We start from the raw sequence: 19017 nt of genomic DNA, 5'->3' as shown, positions 1-19017 counted from the left end.
TTCGGCAACCATCGTGCAGATTGGCTATCGTGCGCGCATGACGCGCCCCGCACCCTCCTGGCTGGCCCACATCTCCGCTGGCCTCGGCTTGTCGGCGTTGCTCGGCGTCCTGTGCTTCCACTTCCCCGAACTGCTCACCAGCCGCGAATTCCGCGAGGTCTACACGGAAGGCTTCGCTCGCTCGCTGTTGCTGTTCGGGCTCGTCGCGGCGTTCGTGCTCGGCACGGTGTCGATCCTGCGCGGCCGCGACTCGCCTGTCGCGCTCATTGGCGTGGGTTCGGCGGCGCTCGCGGTGATGCTGGGCGGCGCGACGGTGCATTTCGATCCGATCGAGTCGACCGCGTTCTCGCTGGGCCTCGACTGGTTCGTGCTGTCGCTGTTCTTCTCGGCCCTGGTCTTCATCCCGATCGAACGCATGCTCGCCGTGCGCCCGATGTCGCCGCTGCGCGAAGGCTGGCGCACGGACCTCGCGTACTTCTTCATGGGCCACGTGCTGGTGCAGTTCGTGTTGATCGCGGTGACGGCGTCGACGAGCACGGTGGCCGCGTTCGCGGCGTTCCCCGCATTGAAGGCGGCGATCCAGTCGTGGCCGGCGTGGGTGCAGTTCCTGCTCGCGGTGTTCGTCGCCGACATGACGCAGGCGCTGTTGCATCGCGCGTACCACCGCGTGCCGTTCCTGTGGCGCTTCCACTCGGTGCATCACTCGAGCAGGAAGATGGACTGGCTCGCCGGATCGCGCATGCACCTGGTGGAAATCGTGCTGACGCGTTCGACCGTGTTGCTGCCGCTGGTGGTGCTCGGGTTTTCGGCCGACGCGATCAACGCCTACGTCATCCTCGTCGGCGTGCAGGCGGTGCTGGCGCACGCGAACCTGCGCATCGACTTCGGCTGGCTCGAGTATGTGCTGGTGACGCCGCGTTACCACCACTGGCACCACGCGCGCCGCGCCGACTACGTCGACGTGAACTACGCGATCCACCTGCCGCTGGTCGACATGTTGATGGGCACGTTCCGCCGGCCATCGCGCGGGACGTGGCCGGAGGAATACGGCGTCATGAAGCTGGAGACGGTGCCGGAAGGGTTCTGGCGACAGGCGTGGATGCCGTTGTCACGGCATCGCGATTCGTAGATCCGGTCCGCCGCCCTCGGCCACCAGCTCCGCCAATGCATTCGCCAACGGCATCGTCCGCGGTTCATCGCTGTTCGACAAAATGATCAGCGCCCATCCGGATTTGCGTGTCGCGCGGAAATCGGACCCCACGCCGGGCGCGCCGCCGGGATGGCCGTACGCGATGTCGTCGCCGGTCGCGAAGCGCAGCATCCCCAATCCATGCGGCGGTGCACGTGTGCCTTCCGGCATCGTCACCGGCGCCAACAACAACGCGGCCGTCTTCGCATCCAGCAACTTGCCGCCGGTGAGCGCGCGGTGGAAGCGCAACATGTCGCGCGTCGTCGAATAGCCACCGCCTGCGCCGCCGCCGCGTGGTTCCGGCATCGGCAGCGCAACGCCTGCACGACGCGGCGTCGCAGCACGGTCGGCGACACCATCGACCGCGTAGTAACCGGTGTCCTGCATGCCGGCCGGTGCAAACACGTGACGCTGCACGTACGCGTAATAGTCCTCGCCGGAGAGGGCTTCGACCAGCAGGCCCAGCAGCATGAAGCCGGTGTTGCTGTAGCTCCACTGCGTGCCGGGCGTGAACTTCGGTTCGGTCGCCAGCAACGGTTCGTAGTCGGCGAGCGTGTGCAGTTGCGCGCGACGCTTGTCGAACGCCTCACCCCAATAGCTGCCGAGTCCCGAGGTATGCATCAACAGTTGCCGCGCGGTGACCTGCTCGCGCACGCTGGCGACCGGCCACTTCGGCAGGTAACGCCCGATCGGCGCGTCGAGGTCGAGCTTGCCTTGCTGCACGAGCTGCAGGATCGCGACGGCCGTGAACACCTTGCCGGTCGACGCGAGATTGAAGCGCGTACGGTCGTCGACGTCCTTGCCGACGTTGCGCGCATAGACGATGTCCTCGCCATCGGCGACCAGGACGCTACCGCTGAAGCCGGCGGCCTGCGCAACGTCGATGCGTTGGTCGAGCGTCCTGGCAAGCGCGCGATCGTCGGGCGCCGCGTGTGCGGCAGAGCCGACGACCAGGAGGAGCAGAAGCAAGAGACGGCGCAACGGCATGCAGTTCTCCCGAGTGTGGTGTCACCCAAGGGATGCCCGCCGGGGCGTTAGCGTCGCAGCGGTCACGCGGTGGCCCGCACACGCCGACGCCGCAAGAGCCTCCACAAGCCCCACGCGCCCATCGCCACCACGACGCCGATCGGAATCGAAGCCGCCGCGGCACGCACCAGCCACGCCGTCGATCGTCCGGCGATCTCGAGCGAGTCGCGGAACGCATCGCCGATCGCCGACCCACCGACCTCCACGCCCTGCGGCTGGAAGCGCACCGTCAGCAGATCCTTGTGGATGCGCCGTTGCAGTTGCGCGGACTGCTCGTTCGCGAGGTTCAACTGCGCTTCGACATCGGCGAGGCGGTCCGAGAGCCTGAGCATGTCGCCGAGCTTCACGTTCGGCCTGTCCTGGAACTCGAGCAGGCGCGCGTGTTCGCGCTCCAGGCGCGTGCGCCGCAGCGTGTTGTCGGCGACAAACTCGGCCAGGTCCTCGGCATCCAGGCTGCGTTCGGCGATCTCGCCGTCGGCCGCAGCCTGCCGCACGAGCGCATCGACGCCCTTCGGCACCACGCGCATGGTCACCGTGCCGCTCGGATGGTCGCCACCGGATTGCGTGACGTTGAGGAGCTCGCATCCGGCATCGGGCTGCGCGAGGCACGCCTGGTGCAGGGCGTCGATGCGCGCGGGGATGGCTTGCTCGGAGAGTTCGACGACGACGTTGTGTTCGTAGGCGAGTTGGCTGTCGGCGCGCCTGCGAGCGGGGGCGTACTCGAGCAGATTGGCCTGCGGTAATGCGACCTGCATCGGCCTTGGTGGCGCCGCGGCAGGCTTCGACATCTCCAGGGACGGCGCCCGGTCGCACGCGGCGACCGACAGGCACGCAAGCAACAGCCATCCAGAGCGGTGTTTGGTGCGCATGCGACGTTCCTTGCGTGGTGGTGTACCAGCCACGACGTGCGAGGGCGTCGAATGGGGTTAGGCGGGGCGCGACTTGCGTCGCTTCAGTCCGCGAACGGCGAAGACGGCCACCGCCACGATGGCCGTGAGGCCGATCGCCGCGAACTGAATGAACGTTGGCAGTTCCCCGCCGCCACGCCACCCGAGCGCAAAGTACTCACCGATGTAGCCGTAGTCGAACAAACCCGGAACGGCGTACACGTGCAACTGCGTCGGGACGCCGTCGGCAAATCAGGCTGCGTGCGGGATTTCCCGATAGCCCAGGCATGCCCGGGAGGACATCGTCCCTCACATGGGACTGCCATATCAGCCGCGTGCCGGTGACATCCTGATGTGCGAGTTTCCGGCGTGCTTCGATGCGCCGGAGATGACGAAGACGCGTCCAGTGATCGTCGTGAGTCCGCGCCTTTCCGGCCGGATGTTCTCGCTCGCGACCGTCGTTCCGATCTCAGGCGCCGAGCCGCATGTCCACTGCGACCACCACGGTCCTATCCCGGTTCGGTTGCTGCCGAAGTTCATGCAAGCGACCGGTAAAGGTCGTTGGGCCAAGTGCGACATGGTCTACACACTTTCCACTCATCGATTGCGCCCAGTCGAGCGTGGCCTCCGAGATAATCCAGGTCAGCGACTCTACGAATACCCGAGATTGGACCTTGCCACGCTTCGCGCAGTGCCACTCGCCATCGCCGCCGGCGTTGGGATCGACGCGTCGCTTTGGTCCGATTGAGCGTCAACGCTGATGCGAGCAATGACGAGGGAATTGGAGGCCAGAAAGACAATGGCCCCGCCGAAGCGGGGCCCAATTTTAAGGGCCGAGCAGACTTGTCATCGCCTCGCTGGTCCTGCCTCCGTTACTACCTTGCGGCCTAGCGGAGGTCTTCAGATGTCGGACGAGCCGACCAGACCTTGGCGATTCTCCAGATGTCGACCGGGGCACGCAAGGTGACGTCAGCCGAATTCTTCAACCCGAGAAAAATCACCCTCAAACCATCGGCAACTTCAACCCTTGCTCCTTCGCACACTGCTTCGCGATGTCATACCCCGCATCCGCGTGTCGCATGACGCCGGTACCCGGGTCGTTCCACAACACGCGCGCGATGCGCTTGTCGGCTTCCTCCGAGCCGTCGCACACGATCACGACGCCCGAGTGCTGCGAGTAACCCATGCCGACGCCGCCGCCGTGGTGCAGCGACACCCAGGTCGCGCCGCCGGCGACGTTGAGCATCGCGTTGAGCAGCGGCCAGTCGCTGACGGCGTCGCTGCCGTCCTTCATCGCTTCGGTTTCGCGGTTCGGCGAGGCGACGCTGCCGCTGTCGAGGTGGTCGCGGCCGATGACGATCGGCGCCTTCAGTTCGCCGTTGCGCACCATCTCGTTGAACGCGAGGCCGAGCTTGTGGCGCAAGCCCAGGCCGACCCAGCAAATGCGCGCGGGCAGGCCCTGGAAACTGATGCGCTCGCGCGCCATGTCGAGCCAGCGATGCAGGTGCGCATCGTCGGCGATGAGTTCCTTCACCTTCGCGTCGGTCTTGTAGATGTCCTCGGGATCGCCGCTCAGCGCGACCCAGCGGAACGGACCCACGCCGCGGCAGAACAGCGGACGCACGTACGCCGGCACGAAGCCCGGGAAGTCGAACGCGTTCGCGCAACCTTCGTCCTTCGCCATCTGGCGGATGTTGTTGCCGTAGTCGAACACGGGGATGCCCATGTCCTCGAACGCGAGCATCGCTTCGACGTGTACGCGCATCGACTTCTTCGCGGCATCGCGCACGCGGCCCGGATCTTCGGTCTGCATGCGCAGCCACTGGTCGACGCTCCAACCGATCGGCAGGTAGCCGTGCACCGGATCGTGCGCCGAGGTCTGGTCGGTCACCGCATCCGGGCGCACGCCGCGGCGCACGAGTTCGGGCAGGATTTCCGCGGCATTGCCGAGCAGCGCGATCGACTTCGCTTCGCCGGCGGCGGTGTACTTCTCGATGCGCGCGAGGGCGTCGTCGAGATCCGTCGCCTGTTCGTCGACGTAGCGCGTGCGCAGGCGCATGTCGATGCGCGACTGCTGGCATTCGATGTTGAGCGAGCACGCGCCGGCGAGCGACGCGGCGAGCGGCTGCGCGCCGCCCATGCCGCCCAGCCCCGCGGTGAGGATCCACTTGCCGGTGAGGTCGCCGTTGTAGTGCTGGCGACCCATTTCGACGAACGTCTCGTACGTGCCCTGCACGATGCCCTGCGAACCGATGTAGATCCATGAACCGGCCGTCATCTGGCCGTACATCATCAGGCCCTTGCGGTCGAGTTCGTTGAAGTGTTCCCACGTCGCCCAGTGCGGCACGAGGTTGGAGTTGGCGAGCAGCACGCGCGGCGCATCGGCGTGCGTCGGGAAGATGCCGACCGGCTTGCCCGACTGCACGAGCAAGGTTTCGTCGTCGCCCAATTGCTTGAGCGACTCGATGATCGCGTCGTAGCACTCCCAATCGCGCGCCGCGCGGCCGATGCCGCCGTACACGACGAGTTCCGCCGGATTTTCAGCGACCTCGGGATCGAGGTTGTTCTGCAGCATCCGGAACGGCGCCTCGGTCAGCCACGACTTGCAGTTGAGCTGGCTGCCGCGCGGGGCGCGGATGGTGCGGCTGGGATCCTTGCGGGTGGACATCGTCGGCTCCGGACTGCGGAAAGCCGCGATTATCGCACCGGGCACGCCTTGCGGCCCGCGCGGAAAGCGGCCACTTCCTCGTCGCTCGCCGGGTGGGGCCGGCTGCCGGCGTCGAACAACAGGCGCCACGTGCCGTCGTCGCCGCGATGCCAGGTGGAAGTGAAGTGGACCAGGCCGGGGCGCTCCCCGGGCTTCGGCTTCGGCGATTCGAGCAGCGCGGGCCCGCTGGAGAACGCAATGTCGTCTTCTCCGCCGATGACGACGATCGTCGGATACCACGTGAGCACCACCGCGGAGCCGTCGATGATTCCCGCCCACTCCTTCGCTATCGCTTCCCGGCCGCGCGTCGGTCGCGGGCTGGTGGCGTTGAACACGGCGCCTTCGTGGAGGAAGTCGTTGAAGCCCTTCGCATCGTGCTTCGTCACCGAGTCGGCGAACGCGAGCTCGCGATCCCACACCTTGCATTCCTCGGCGCTGAAGGTCGGGGCCGGCGGCGTTGCTTCGGGTGTCTGCGCGAAGGCGGGCGCCGCGGCAGCGAGCAGCAACGCGAAGGGAAGAGCGGACGCATGTGTCATCGGGGTTCCTCGAAGTTGTCGCCGGGTGGCCTCTATCATGAACGCATGACGCACTCGATCCGGGCCGTGCTGGCCCTGCTGGTCTGCACGACGCTCGCCGCCTGCGCGACGACCACGCCTGTCCCCGCGTCCGCGCCCGCGGTCGTGCTCGTATCGATCGATGGCTTCCGCAGCGATTACCTCGACCGAGGACTCACGCCGAACCTGTCGAAGCTCGCGGCGGAAGGCGTGCGCGCCGAAGGCATGCGCCCGTCGTATCCCGCGCTGACCTTCCCGAACCACTGGGCGCTCGTCACCGGCTTGCGTCCGGATCGCAACGGCATCGTGCACAACGTGATGCGCGATCCGGCGATCGGTGCGTTCAAGGCGGGCAACGAAACCAACGCGGGCGATGCGCGCTGGTGGAACGGCGCGGAGCCGATCTGGGTCACTGCCGAGCGCGCGGGCCTGCGCACGGCGACGATGTTCTGGCCGGGGTCGCAGGCGCCGGTGCGCGGCGTGCGGCCGACGCATTGGCGTGCGTACGACGAGCGCGTGCCGGACGATGCGCGCGTCGACCAGGTCGTGCAGTGGCTCGCTTCGAAAGACGATGTGCGACTGGCGACGATGTACTTCGAGTTGCTCGACGATTCGGGCCATGGCTTCGGCCCGGATTCGCCGGAAGTCGCGCGCGACATCGCGAAGATCGACGCAACGATCGGCCGTCTCGTCGACGAGTTGCAGGTACGAGGCCTGCGCGAGCGCGTCAACCTCGTGATCGTCTCCGACCACGGCATGGCCGAAGTGGCGCCGGGGCATGCGATCGCGGTGGAGGACATGGTCGATGCGCGCGACGCCACGCGCATCGCGAACGGACAGGTCGTGACGTTCGCGCCGGTCGCGGGTCGCGAGCGCGAAGCGGAAGCGACGCTGCTCGCTCGCCACGATCATTACGCCTGCTGGAAGAAAGACGCGATGCCGCCGCAATGGCACTACGGCACGCATCCGCGCGTGGCGCCGATCGTCTGCCAGATGGACGAAGGCTGGGATGCGATCGAGCGCAAGGAGATCGGCAAGCGCCCCGAGCACGCACGCGGTTCGCACGGCTTCGATCCGGCGTTGCCGTCGATGCGCGCGGTGTTCGTGGCGAACGGACCGGCGTTCAAAGCGGGGGCGACGTTGCCGGTGATCGACAACGTCGATGTGTATCCGTTGCTCGCGCGGTTGCTCGGCGTTGCGCCGCAACCGCACGACGGCAGCGCGGACACGTTCGTGCCCGCGCTGCGTTGACCGGCAACTAGCGGCGGTCGCGACCGGCCGCGAGTTCCGCGCGCGTCAGGAACCCGTCGCGGTTCTCGTCGATCCAGGCGAAGCGATCGGCCAGGCGGCCCATGTGCTCGTCGACCTCGACACGGCTCAGCTTGCCGTCCTTGTTGAGGTCGGCGGTCTTGAAGCGCTCGTCGAAACGCGCCTGGCGTTCGGCCTCGCGCTGCGGGCGCATGCGCTCGTGGTACGCGGTCACTTCCGAACGCACGACGTAACCGTCGCGGTTGGCGTCGAGCGCGTTGAAGTCGAGCGGCGCGTGCTGCTTCTTGCCGGCGCGTTCCGCACGCTCCGGGTGCTGCGCCATGCGCGCTTCGCGTTCGGCGCTCGCCTTGTCGAATTCGGCGCGGCTGATGCGGCCGTCGCCGTCGGTGTCGAAACGCTCGAGGCCGCCGTGCATGCCTCGGTGCGAACGGGCGCCTTCCGCGGGCTCCGCGGCGAGGGTGGAAGCCGCGGGCACGAGCACCAGCAACGCGGCGGCGAGGACGCGATACTTCATCGGGGACTGCTTCATCGGGGGGCTCCATGGGGCGCGGCAGGGCGCCGCGCGTGTCGGTGCAAACGCGCCCGCTTCGCGCGAGTTGACGCACCATCGCGATCGTTCAGCTTCGGTCGCGCTTCGCAATGTGCGTGTTCAGGCTGAATTTCAGGGGTTTAGCGCGGTTTTCTCTCACTTCCCTCTCACCATTCGCACCCTAGGATGCGACCCCAGCAATGGCTGGATCGACGGAACAATGTCCCCGACCGACTACGAATACCTGTTCATCCTTGACGCCCTCGAGCGGAAGGAACCGATCTTCCCGTTCATCGTGACGGCGCTGAAGGAATCCGGCCTGGTCGACGTGAGCGAGCAGGGCATCAGCCTGACCGCCGCGGGGATGTCGCTGATGCAGCAAGTCGTCGAGAACGAAGAGGGCGATGCGGCGCATCACTGATTCAGGGCGTTCAGCGGAAACTGTGCGTCAATCCACACAAGCGCAGGACAACATGACAGGCGGCGCATTTTCGATCGCCCGCGAGCGGACACTATGCCGGCGCGCGCATCCAATGCAGGGGGCGTCGGGCGCGTAGCGAGGGCCACGCCATGGCGTACGAAGTCGAAGTCAACCAGTATCTGGGCCTGATCGTCTGCACACTGTGGGGCTTGGTGTGGGTCGAGGAGCGCAACGCCGCGCTCGATGAAACGATCGCACAGATGGAAGACGGTCGTCCGTATCGCATCCTCGTCGACATGATCGGCGCGAGTTGTCCGAACGAATCGCTCGAGACGAGCGCCGAGTACGCGCGCCGCCTGGCGAGCGAACGCAAGTTGCGGGGCTGCCGCGTCGCGTATCTCTATCCCGAAGGCGCGCGCATCAATGTCGCGGTGGAGAAGCTCGCGGAAGCGCGCGAATTCAAGTTCCGCCGTTTCGCGACGACCACCGACGCGCTCGATTGGTTGTTGTCGCCGCCCACCCGCATCAAGCCCGTGCCTGCGCTCCAGCAGCAGGACGAGCCCGATGCGATCACGCTGCTCGCGGGCCTGCGCAGCGGCCGCTGGGTGGCCTGACGCGCGATTGCCCGGCGCTCAACCGGCGAGCTGCAGCACCGCGCGCGTCGCGCGGTCCACTTCCTCGGGCGTGTTGACCAGGCTGCCGGCCAGGCGCGCGTAGGACACGGCGTACGGGCTCGTGCTCGCGACGATCTTCTGTTCGCCCAGCCGCTTGACCACGTCTTCCGGCTTCATGCCGTCGATCTCGAACGCGACGATGCCCGCCGAGAGATCACCCGAGCGCGGCGTATGCACCTTGATCTTCGGGTTCCCGCTCAATTGTTGCTTGATGCGGTCGTTCAACTCGCGGATGCGGCCCGCGACGCGCGCACGGCCCATCGCCTGGTGCATCTCGAACGCCGCGCCCATCGCCCACTGATGCTCGAACGCGTGGAAGCCGCCGGGCGCCATGCGCGAGGCGGTCGTCGGCCCGTTGATCGGGCGTTCTTCGGCCCACGCGTTGTACGACTCCCACTCGGTGAAGTTCGGCACCAGCGGTCGCAGGCGCGCCCAGCCGTCGCCGCTCGACCACACGACGCCGGTGCCGCGCGGCGCGAACATCCACTTGTGCGTGCCGGCGGCAAGATAGTCGATGCCGGTCGTCGCGATGGTTTCGTCGACCGCGCCGATGCCGTGCACGCCGTCCAGCACGATGAGCACGTCGGGGTGCTTCGCCTTCAATGCGCGCGCCATCTCGCGCACGGGCAAGCGTATGCCGGTGCTCGAATGCACCCAGGTGATGCCGGCCACGCGCGTCTTCGGGCCGATGCCGGCGAGCCAGTTCGACACGAGGCTGTCGACGCTCGCGGTCGATGCATCGTCGTACAACTTCACGCGACGTACGCCTGCGCCGCTGCGTTCGGCGGACAGGCGCGCGGATTCGTGGTGCGAATAGTGGTCGTGCGTGGTGAGCAGGATTTCGTCGCCCGCCTTCAGCGGCAGGCCGTGGTAGACCAGCGACAGGCCTTCGGTCGTCGAACGGATGAGCGCGATGTCTTCCGCGCGGCCGCCGACGTATTGCCCGATCGCCGTCTGCACCTTCAGCGGCACGTTGGCATCGTCGCCCTCGAACATGCCGTGCTCGATGACGTGGAAGGGGTTGTGGTCCATCGCGCGCCGCCAGGTTTCGATCGCGTCGCGCACGGGCGCCGGATGACTCGCGATGAAGAAGCTCGCGAAGTGCGCGAGGCCCGGGTCGAGTTCGAACTGCGCGCGGATCGCCTCCCACGTCGACAGGTCGGGCAACGGCCGGGTTTCCGCGGCCAGCGCGCCGAGCAGGCCACCAGCGGCGACGGCGCCGCCCAGCGCGACCGGAGCGATGAGCAAGCGACGGCGATTGATGTCCATGAATTCGCTCCGGGTGGCGTGAACCTCCGGATCAACGCGTGCATCGTGCGGGAACGGACAGGAATGCCCGATGGTTCACGGGGGATTCCGTCCTTCACGGCCGCCAGCGCCTACACTGGCCCGCAACTGTTCCCCCGACGATTGCGCCCCATGCGACTGCCCTTGCTGCGTGCGACGTTCGCGGTCCTCGTCGCCAGCCTGCTGGCGGCCTGCGCCGCGGATGCGCCCCCTCCGCCGAAGACGCCTGCGCCGCAGACCAGCGGCAGCGCCGACAACAGCGCCGACTTCGGCGCGGTGTCGGTCGACGCGCCTGCGCCGAAGAAGCGGAAGGCGGATATCGCGCGCACCACCGAATGGCCGGATGCGACGCTTGAGTCGGGCACCGCTTCGATCAGTTGCACCCCCGATTACGTGGGCACCGGCGACGGCGCCACGTTCACCGACCTCGGCTTCTTCTCCGTGCTCGACGCGATGCTGCCGTGCAAGGACTCGGGCGTGGTGCGCCTGCGTTATCGCGGCCGCGTCGCCGGCGACTTCACCATGCTGGTCGAACGCGTCGGCAACATGGCGCAGCGCATGGGCATCAAGCAGCGCATCCTCGACATCGATTCGAGCGGCGGCCAGGTCGAGGACGCGATCCGCGCCGGCGACATCATGGCCGAGTCGCGCTGGACGATCTGGGTGCGCGAAGGCGCGGTGTGCCACAGCGCATGCGTGCTGCTGCTCGCCGGCGGCGACGACCGCCTGATCTCCGGGCCCGTCGGCATCCACCGCATCATCCGCATCCAGTCGAAGGCGACCTCGCGCGCCGAGCTCAGCGCCGAACTGCACGAAGTGCACGATTCGATGAAGGCGTACCTCGAGCGCAACGGCGCGGGCGTGGCGGTCGCCGATTTCATGATGACCGTGCCCAACCGCAGCCTGCGCCTGCTCACGAACGACGAGCTCGTCGAGTACGGCCTCACCGGACGCAACGCCGCGCAGGAAGACCTCGACCGCATCCGCTTGGTGCGTCGCTGCGGACTGGACTTCGTGCGGCGCGAGGATGCGTTCTACCGCGCGTTCGAACACCAGTGTTCGTCGGTGGAAGGCAACGTCGACGCGATCAACGCCTGCGGACTCGCATTGCGTCCGCAGTACGGCTTCCCCGACGAGAAGTGCGCGGCCGACAGCCCGCTGGCGGCGCTCGACGCCAAGCCGGTCGAACGCGTCGAAGCAGCGCAGCAGGCGAAGCAGGGCGAGGTGGCGCTGCCTGCCGCGAAGCCGGCTGCGACCAGGGCGGACAAGCCGCGCAAGGACACCATCGTCCTCGACGACGCGAACACTGCGCGGAAGGAACCCGCGCGCGAGGACGCCGCGGAACGGCAATGACCGGGGCGCAATGACCGTTCGTGCCCGACGGACGGTGGCATCGGGCGAGTGAGGTCGAGGGAAAGCGAGCGTTGCGACCCGCTTCGCATTTCACGCAACGTGATAGCGTGTGTCCCCGTTCGGGGGAGAACGGGCTTAGGGGATTTCGATGGGCAAGTCGTCGATGCGCGCCGGCGGTGGCCGCATGCGCTGGGTAGTGCTGGCCGTCGTGGCTGGCCTGGGTGGCGTGGGTTACATGGCGCATCAGCAGGCGAAGGCGCTGGTCGCGCGCAGCCTCAATGTCGCGTTCGACAACGGCGACACCGACGTGGGTCGCGTGTTCTTCGACTGGAACGGCGACGCGGTCGCGAGCGACGTCTCGCTCTACCTCTCCAATCCAGTCGTGGCGCCGGCATCCGACGCCGCCGCGACCGACAACGATCTCGGCGCCAACACGCTGAAGTTCGACCGCCTGGTCGTGCGCGTGCCCGGCGGGTGGGGCTTCTACCTGCGCAACCTCGCCGACAGCTCGCTCAAGAAGGCCGAGGTCGATGCGCTGCACATGTCGTTCGAAGGCTTCGACACGCGTGCGGGCGTCGAGCCCACGATGGGCAAGCTCGGTGCGATCGGTGCGCTGAGCGCCTCGCCGTTCGAAGCGGAAGGGTGCGCGAAACACGCGTACTTCGTGCGCGACGAACTGATCGAGATGGGCCTCGGCGCGGGCCGCACCACGCTCGACTACGAATGGCGCGAGAAGGACAGTCGCGTGAGCCTGCGCGCGGTGCTCAATACGCCGGGCGTGTCGCGGGTGCAGTTCGACCGCGAGGAAACGCTCGCCGAACCGACGAGCCTGCTGCGCCTGGTCGACACGCCGACCGCGACGGTCAGCGAACACTGGGACGTGGCCGACCAGGGCTTCGTCGTCGCGCGCAACAAGTACTGCGCCAAGCAGGACGGCATCGACGAAGGGACGTTCATCGGCCGCCATCTCGTCTCGGTGCAGCGCCAGCTCGAAACGCGCGGACTCGTCGCCGATCCGCAGACCGTCGCGGCCTATACCGATTTCGCGCACAAGGGCGGGCAGATCGCGTTCGGCGGCACCTACGCGACGCCGATCCACAGCAGCGAACGCGCGCAGGCGCACGCCAACGGCAGCGCGATGCTGCGCATGCAGGGCACGATCGAACGCGGCAGCGGCAAGGTCGCCGTGCAATGGCGCGGCACCACGCCACGTCCGCTCGACGCCGCCGGTGGCGCAACGTTCGCCGCGATGACCAAGGAGAACGGCGGCGCCGCGCCCGCGGTGGGCAGCGTGACCGAGCCTCCGCCGGACGTGGTCGTCTCGACGGTGCAGGGCGGCGTGCAGACGCCGAAGACCGACGCGCCGAAGTACGCCTCGTCGCTGCCGCAGGCCGCGCCGACGATCGCGCCGGGCGCACGCCTGGCCTGGGGCGACCTGGCGCACGTGCAGGGCCGCATGCTGCAGGTGTTCACGATGCACAACGAACCGCGCACCGCGATGCTGATGTCGGTCAACGGCAACGAAGCGCACGTGCGCGCGCGCATGCCGGGCGGACATGCGGACTATCGGGTGTCGAAGGAAGCCTTCGTTCGGGCAATCCTGATTCAGTAAGGGCAAAAACAGGGGTCAGAGCACTATTTCGATGAAATAGTGATCTGACCCCCGACACCATCAAGCAACGACGTCGATTGTCAGGGCCTCGACGGTGACGCGCTGGCCCGCGCGAATCTTGCAGGTCTTGCGCAATTCCGCGGCGCCATCGACGTAGACGGCGCCGCTGGCCACCAAGTGCTTGCCTGCGCCGCCGCTGTCGACCAGGCCGACGAGCTTCAGCAGTTGGTGGAGTTCGACGTGATCGTGTCCGTCGAGGGCGAATTCGAGGCGTTGCATCGGGGGTCCTTGCGAAAGAGCGGGCGGCGTCACGGCCAAGGGCGCACAATAGCGCCCCCCCGAAGTGGCCGGAGTGCCCATGTCGACCCCCGCCGGCGAAACCGCCCCGACCCTGCGATTCGCCGATCTCGGCCTGCCGCCCGCCGTGATGGCGGCCGTGGATGCCGTCGGCTACGAATCCCCGTCGCCCATCCAGGCCGCCACGATCCCCGCGCTGCTGCAGGGGCGCGACGTCCTCGGCCAGGCGCAGACCGGCACCGGCAAGACCGCCGCATTCGCGCTGCCGATCCTCGCCGACATCGACCTGTCGCAGACCAAGCCGCAGGCGCTCGTGCTCGCGCCGACGCGCGAACTCGCGATCCAGGTCGCCGAGGCCTTCCAGAAATACGCCGCGAAGCTCCCGGGCTTCCACGTGCTGCCGATCTACGGCGGCCAGAGCTACCAGCCGCAGTTGTCGGCGCTGCGCCGCGGCGTGCATGTCGTCGTCGGCACGCCGGGTCGCGTGATCGACCACCTCGAGCGCGGTTCGCTCGACCTGTCGAACCTGAAGTCGCTGGTGCTCGACGAAGCCGACGAAATGCTGCGCATGGGCTTCATCGACGACGTCGAAGCCGTGCTGAAGAAGACGCCCGAAGGCCGCCGCGTCGCGCTGTTCTCCGCGACGATGCCGCCGCAGATCCACCGCATCGCGCAGACGTACCTCAACAATCCGGTCGAAGTGAAGATCGCCGCGAAGACCACGACCGCGGCGAACATCCGCCAGCGTTACTGGTTCGTCGCCGGCATGCACAAGCTCGATGCGCTGACCCGGATCATCGAAGCCGAACCGTTCGACGCGATGATCGTGTTCGCGCGCACCAAGATGGGCACCGAGGAACTCGCTGAAAAACTGCTCGCACGCGGCCTCGCCGCCGCCGCGATCAACGGCGACGTCGAGCAGAAGACGCGCGAACGCACGATCCAGCGCTTGAAGGACGGCGAACTCGACGTGCTCGTCGCCACCGACGTCGCCGCGCGCGGCCTCGACGTCGAACGCATCAGCCACGTGCTGAACTACGACATCCCGTACGACACCGAAAGCTACGTGCACCGCATCGGCCGCACCGGCCGCGCGGGCCGCAGCGGCGAGGCGATCCTGTTCGTCACCCCGCGCGAGAAGGGCATGCTGCGCGCGATCGAACGCGCGACGCGCCAGCCGATCGAAGAGATGCAGCTGCCCAGCGTCGAGATGGTCAACGACAAGCGCGTGGCGAAATTCCTCAGCCGCATCACCGACACGTTGTCTGCAGAAGACCCGCAGATCGACCTGTTCCGCGACCTCGTGTTGCGTTACCAGCGCGAACACGACATCCCGGTCGCCGACATCGCGGCGGCGCTGGCGAAGATCGTGCAGGGCCGCACGCCCTTGCTGCTCGCGCCCGACCGGCCGCGCGCGGAACGGCCGCAGCGCACCGAGCGATTCGAACGTGCCGAACGCCCGGGTTTCGACCGCGGCGACCGCGGCGACCGCGGCGACCGTCCGCAGCGGCCCGCATTCGAACGCGGCGACCGCCCCGAGCGTGCGCCGCGCGAGAAGCGCGACGCCGGCCCGCGCCAGGCCCCCGATGCGGGCATGGAGACCTACCGCATCGAAGTCGGTTATCGCCACGGCGTGAAGCCCGGCAACATCGTCGGCGCGATCGCGAACGAAGCGGACCTCGAGAGCCGCTACATCGGCCGCATCGACATCCACGACGATTACTCGTTGCTCGACTTGCCGGAAGGCATGCCGCCTGACCTGATGTCGCATCTCCAGAAGGTGCGCGTGGCCGGCCAGCCGATTCGCCTGTCGCGCGTTGGCGACGCACCGCTTCCGTCGCATCGCCCCGCGCCGAGGCCGCATCGCAAAGGCCCGCCGCGTCGTTGAAGCAAAAAAAGGGGTCAGAGCACCATTCTCGAAAATGGTGCTCTGACCCCTGTTTCAAAAAAAGACCCCCGCGCGAGCGGGGGTCTTTCGTTTCGGGACTCAGGCGACAGCGAGTGCTTCGGTCGCGACGTCCGCAGCCGCAGGCGCTTCGGCCGGCGCTTCCTTCGGTACGACCCGCGTGCTGCGCTCCTGCGTATCGCGGGCCAGCGCGGACAGACCGTACAAGCGCGCGACGCGACCCCAAGCGACGGCCACGACGACCAGTTGCACGAGCACGAAACCGAGCAGCAAACCGCCGACGCTCGCCGCGCTCACCTGCGTGCGCGCGAAGCCGAGCACGAGGGCGAGGCCTTCGCCGCAGATCAAGGTGCCGAGGTAAACGACGAGCACCGCGATCGGGCGACGCACGAACATCTTCAAGCCGCGCCACCACGCCTTGACCGCCGAGCGACGCGACGGATCCACCGCCAGCATCGCGCGGCCCGCTTCGATCGTGACGTGCGCGAGCAGCAGGCACGCGACGAACACGATCGTCGCGATCAGGCCCGCGTTGTCGGCGCTCGCGGGCACGATGGCGATGTCGGCCTGCTTCTCGGCCCACTTGTTCACCGGCATGCTCACCGCGAACGCGATGCCCAGCGGCACGATCGCCCACGCGAGCATGCGCGCCATGCGGCCGTATTCGCGCAGGCCGAACTGCAGCAGGTTGCCGAAGCGCAGCGACTGGCCGGCGCGGATCGACGCGACGACCATGCCGGTCAGCCACGGCGACAGCAGCAGCGCGATGACGAAGCCCGCGATGCCCGCGGCGGTGAGGCCGCTCGCGCCATCGGTGACGATCGGCGAGGTCGCTTCGATCATCCAGCCGAGGTCGAAGCGTTCGGCGATCCGGTTCGCCTGCACCGAGTGATCCAGTCGCTCGGACAATGCGATCTGCCACGGCAGCACCGCGACGAGCGTCGGCAACAGCAGGCCGACGGCCCAGAGCAGCAGCAGGCGCCACTGCAACGCGCGGCCGAGGCCGCCCACGAGGGCGCCGACGGCGCCCAGCTTGCGATCGTTGGTCGTCATACGCTCACCAGGAGGGCAAGGAACGATTGGAAGAGGGCGGCGAGGTCGGCGGACCAGCGGCGCGAGGCGGAGCCGTCGGCTTCGAGCGTGCGGCTGTCGTCGATCTTGTCGCGGTCGAGGAACACGCGGCGTTCCGGGTCGAGTTCGACCGACACGGCCTTGCTGCGCGTGACCAGGCGCCAGCGCGCCCAGCGCTTGTCGCCGGTGTCGGACATGCGCAGCGTGCGCGAAGTGCCGTCCTCGAAACGCACGAGCACGGTGTTCGCCACCACGGCGCCATCGCGACGGACCACGATGCGCGTCGCATACGGGAACGCGCCCATGGAAGCCGCACCCTCGTTTTCCTTCGCCTTCGGATGCGCCTTCTTCCACTTCTCGCGCACGCCGTCGACGGCCTTGTCGATCTGTTCCTGCGTGATCTCGACCGGCTTGCCCTTGTATTCGACGATGCCCGGCTGCGGCAGGATTTCGTCGCTGGAGAACTCGGCGATCGAATCGTCGACCTTGCGCGTGCCGTACACCTGTTCGGCGAACGTCTTCTCGATCAGCGCGCGCTGGCCGGTGCCTTCGGCGAGCGCTTCGCGGAAGTCGGCGCTCGAGGGATGACGGAACTTCCAGCGCGCGTAGTACAGCTTGAACGCGCGCTCGAGCGCGTCCTTGCCGACCTGCTGCTCGATGTCGTGCATCATCGTCGCGGTGCGCGAGTACACCGTGCCGTAGCTGCCGCTCGACATGCGATCCCACGATGTGTTGCCGAGCGGATCGGCCGGCTTCGAGAGCATCGCGCCGAGGCGCTGCTGTTCGAATTCGCCGAGCCCGATGTCGAACCCGATCAACCTGGTGAACGCGGTCTGCGCGGTCGCATGCTGCTTCGCCGCGACGAGCTGGCGATGGTCCCAGTACTCGTTGAGGCCTTCGTCGAGCCACGGCTCTTCGAACTCGTTCGAACCGATGATCCCGTAGAAGTAACCGTGGCCGAACTCGTGGATGGTCACGAAGTCGAGCAGGTAACGTTCCAGGCGTCCTTCGCGCACGTCCTTGTAGCTCGACGCGGTGAAGAACGTCGGGTATTCCATGCCACCGGCTTCATCCGCGTTGTACGGCGGCACCACCGCGGTGACCGTCTTGTACGGATAGTCGCCGAGCGTCTTGCTGAAATACGTCAGCGAATCGATCGTCGCCTTCAGCACAGGCTCGGCGTTGTTCGCGTACTCGGGGTGGTAGAGCACGCGCACCTTCACCGGGCCGTTCGCGCCGTTGTAGACCCCGTCGAGCGGCTTGGCGTAACGGTTGTCGGCGGTCCACGCGAAGTCGTGCACGTCGCCCTGCACGAAACGACGCGTGACCATTCCGTTCTTCTCGACCGGCGCGCCTTGTTCTTCGCCCGTCGCGCCGACGGTGTAGTCCTTCGGCACGGTGAGCGAGACGTCGTACAGGCCGTAGTCGGCGAAGAACTCGCTGTGCAGGTGGAACTCGTGCACGTTCCAGCGCGGCGCGGTGGCGCCGCGTTCGCCCGGCAGTTCGAGCACGCCGATCTTCGGGAACCACTGGCCGACGAGGTGGAACGTCCCGTAGTAGCCGGTGCGCGCGCTGACGCGCGGCAGCTGGTTGAAGAAGTCCATGTCGATCGTCGTTTCGCCGCCCGGCGCGACCGCTTCGGGCAGGTCGAGGCGCACGACGGTGCGATCGGTGGACGGGCCGCCGTCGGGCTGCACGTATTTCCACGGCACCTTCGCGCCGTTCTGCGCGACGCGCTGCAGGCGCGAGTAACCGAAGCCGCCTTCTTCCACCTGCACGCCGCTGCGGAACCCGAAGCGGTTGTTGCGCATCTCGGTGTTGAAGGTGCTGCCCGGGCCCTCGAACGCGTTGAGGTACAGGTGCAGGTAGACGGCCTTCACCGGGCGGTCGCTGCGATTGCGCCAGGTGAGTTGCTGCTTGCCATCGATGGTGTGCTTCTTCGGATCGAGCGTGGCCTGGATCTTGTACGTCACGACGCGATCGGACAGCGTCGCTTCGGTGCCGGTGCGTGCACCGCCCCAGGCGTTTTCGGCGCTGGGCACGGTGACGGCGGTGCCGTTGGCGGGCGCGAAACCGATGTCATCGACGGCGCTGTCGTCGACGACGACGTCGGCGATCGGTGCGGTCACCGGCGCGGCGGTCTTCACCTGCGCGGTCGCGACGAGCACGCACGTGCTCGCGAGCGCCAGGCCCACGGCCCAGCGTTGGATGCGGATTTTCGATGTCATGGCGTCG

18 protein-coding genes are annotated in these 19017 nt (G+C 67.6%); 8 read left to right on the top strand and 10 right to left on the bottom strand.

Translation table 11 applies throughout. The annotated features are described in order from the left end of the window. Positions 1 to 37: 37 nt before the first annotated feature. Positions 38 to 1129 (top strand): sterol desaturase family protein, encoded by a 1092-nt coding sequence (locus tag LK996_RS04085; protein ID WP_230525873.1) that lies wholly within the window; start codon positions 38 to 40, stop codon positions 1127 to 1129. On the opposite strand, the gene LK996_RS04080 is transcribed toward LK996_RS04085, so the two are convergent. The 3 genes from LK996_RS04080 to LK996_RS04070 form a co-directional block, all read right to left on the bottom strand. Next, positions 1109 to 2176: a serine hydrolase domain-containing protein gene (locus tag LK996_RS04080; protein ID WP_230525872.1), complete on the bottom strand. Its 1068-nt coding sequence runs from the start codon at positions 2174 to 2176 to the stop codon at positions 1109 to 1111. The two genes, LK996_RS04085 and LK996_RS04080, sit on opposite strands and share 21 nt — an antisense overlap. Positions 2177 to 2238: 62 nt before the next feature. Beyond that, the gene (locus LK996_RS04075; protein WP_230525871.1) at positions 2239 to 3084 is read right to left on the bottom strand and encodes a DUF4349 domain-containing protein; all 846 of its coding nucleotides are present in this window, start codon (positions 3082 to 3084) and stop codon (positions 2239 to 2241) included. 57 nt (positions 3085 to 3141) lie between these two features. Then, positions 3142 to 3324, bottom strand: a complete 183-nt coding sequence (locus LK996_RS04070) for a hypothetical protein (RefSeq protein WP_230525870.1) — start codon at positions 3322 to 3324, stop codon at positions 3142 to 3144. Between the two features lie 91 nt (positions 3325 to 3415). On the opposite strand from LK996_RS04070, the gene LK996_RS04065 reads away from it, so the two are divergent. After that, entirely contained in the window at positions 3416 to 3850 is a 435-nt protein-coding gene (locus LK996_RS04065) for a type II toxin-antitoxin system PemK/MazF family toxin (RefSeq protein WP_230525869.1), read from the top strand. Positions 3851 to 4105: 255 nt separating this feature from the next. On the opposite strand, the gene hutU is transcribed toward LK996_RS04065, so the two are convergent. Together hutU and LK996_RS04055 are read right to left on the bottom strand one after the other, a co-directional pair. Further along, a complete protein-coding gene (gene hutU, locus LK996_RS04060; protein WP_230525868.1) occupies positions 4106 to 5770 on the bottom strand; it encodes a urocanate hydratase in 1665 nt (554 codons plus the stop codon). 29 nt (positions 5771 to 5799) lie between these two features. Beyond that, positions 5800 to 6345 carry a YybH family protein gene (locus LK996_RS04055; protein ID WP_230525867.1) on the bottom strand — a complete coding sequence of 182 codons (546 nt, stop codon included), beginning with the start codon at positions 6343 to 6345 and terminating at the stop codon, positions 5800 to 5802. Between the two features lie 45 nt (positions 6346 to 6390). Between LK996_RS04055 and LK996_RS04050 the strand changes: the two genes are divergently transcribed. Continuing rightward, a complete protein-coding gene (locus tag LK996_RS04050) occupies positions 6391 to 7614 on the top strand; it encodes an alkaline phosphatase family protein (RefSeq protein WP_230525866.1) in 1224 nt (407 codons plus the stop codon). 7 nt (positions 7615 to 7621) lie between these two features. Here LK996_RS04050 and LK996_RS04045 read toward each other — a convergent pair whose 3' ends face one another. Further along, positions 7622 to 8161, bottom strand: coding sequence for an EF-hand domain-containing protein (locus LK996_RS04045; RefSeq protein WP_230525865.1), 540 nt, complete (start codon positions 8159 to 8161; stop codon positions 7622 to 7624). A 220-nt stretch (positions 8162 to 8381) separates the two neighbouring features. Between LK996_RS04045 and LK996_RS04040 the strand changes: the two genes are divergently transcribed. Then, the gene (locus LK996_RS04040; protein WP_230525864.1) at positions 8382 to 8582 is read left to right on the top strand and encodes a hypothetical protein; all 201 of its coding nucleotides are present in this window, start codon (positions 8382 to 8384) and stop codon (positions 8580 to 8582) included. A gap of 149 nt (positions 8583 to 8731) precedes the next feature. Continuing rightward, entirely contained in the window at positions 8732 to 9196 is a 465-nt protein-coding gene (locus LK996_RS04035; RefSeq protein ID WP_230525863.1) for a hypothetical protein, read from the top strand. 18 nt (positions 9197 to 9214) lie between these two features. Here the strand turns inward: LK996_RS04035 and LK996_RS04030 are convergent, their stop codons facing one another. Next, the gene (locus LK996_RS04030) at positions 9215 to 10525 is read right to left on the bottom strand and encodes an aminotransferase class V-fold PLP-dependent enzyme (protein ID WP_230525862.1); all 1311 of its coding nucleotides are present in this window, start codon (positions 10523 to 10525) and stop codon (positions 9215 to 9217) included. 150 nt (positions 10526 to 10675) lie between these two features. On the opposite strand from LK996_RS04030, the gene LK996_RS04025 reads away from it, so the two are divergent. Both LK996_RS04025 and LK996_RS04020 read left to right on the top strand, forming a co-directional pair. Further along, complete coding sequence (locus tag LK996_RS04025) at positions 10676 to 11896, top strand: COG3904 family protein (protein ID WP_230525861.1); 1221 nt, start codon at positions 10676 to 10678, stop codon at positions 11894 to 11896. Between the two features lie 148 nt (positions 11897 to 12044). Beyond that, positions 12045 to 13508, top strand: a complete 1464-nt coding sequence (locus tag LK996_RS04020; protein ID WP_230525860.1) for a hypothetical protein — start codon at positions 12045 to 12047, stop codon at positions 13506 to 13508. A 60-nt stretch (positions 13509 to 13568) separates the two neighbouring features. On the opposite strand, the gene LK996_RS04015 is transcribed toward LK996_RS04020, so the two are convergent. Next, on the bottom strand, positions 13569 to 13787 hold the full coding sequence (locus LK996_RS04015) for an RNA-binding S4 domain-containing protein (RefSeq protein WP_230525859.1): 219 nt from the start codon (positions 13785 to 13787) through the stop codon (positions 13569 to 13571). 79 nt (positions 13788 to 13866) lie between these two features. On the opposite strand from LK996_RS04015, the gene LK996_RS04010 reads away from it, so the two are divergent. Continuing rightward, positions 13867 to 15693 carry a DEAD/DEAH box helicase gene (locus LK996_RS04010; RefSeq protein ID WP_425493702.1) on the top strand — a complete coding sequence of 609 codons (1827 nt, stop codon included), beginning with the start codon at positions 13867 to 13869 and terminating at the stop codon, positions 15691 to 15693. A 99-nt stretch (positions 15694 to 15792) separates the two neighbouring features. Here LK996_RS04010 and LK996_RS04005 read toward each other — a convergent pair whose 3' ends face one another. Next, positions 15793 to 16764 (bottom strand): hypothetical protein, encoded by a 972-nt coding sequence (locus tag LK996_RS04005; RefSeq protein WP_230525858.1) that lies wholly within the window; start codon positions 16762 to 16764, stop codon positions 15793 to 15795. After that, on the bottom strand, positions 16761 to 19010 hold the full coding sequence (locus LK996_RS04000) for a M1 family metallopeptidase (RefSeq protein ID WP_230525857.1): 2250 nt from the start codon (positions 19008 to 19010) through the stop codon (positions 16761 to 16763). Before LK996_RS04000 ends, LK996_RS04005 begins: the two co-directional genes overlap by 4 nt. Positions 19011 to 19017: the final 7 nt, after the last annotated feature.

This window comes from Noviluteimonas lactosilytica (assembly GCF_020866925.1).
Taxonomy (GTDB): domain Bacteria; phylum Pseudomonadota; class Gammaproteobacteria; order Xanthomonadales; family Xanthomonadaceae; genus Noviluteimonas; species Noviluteimonas lactosilytica.
Note: the sequence above shows the minus strand (reverse complement) of the source record. Positions and strands in the feature narration are given on the sequence as shown.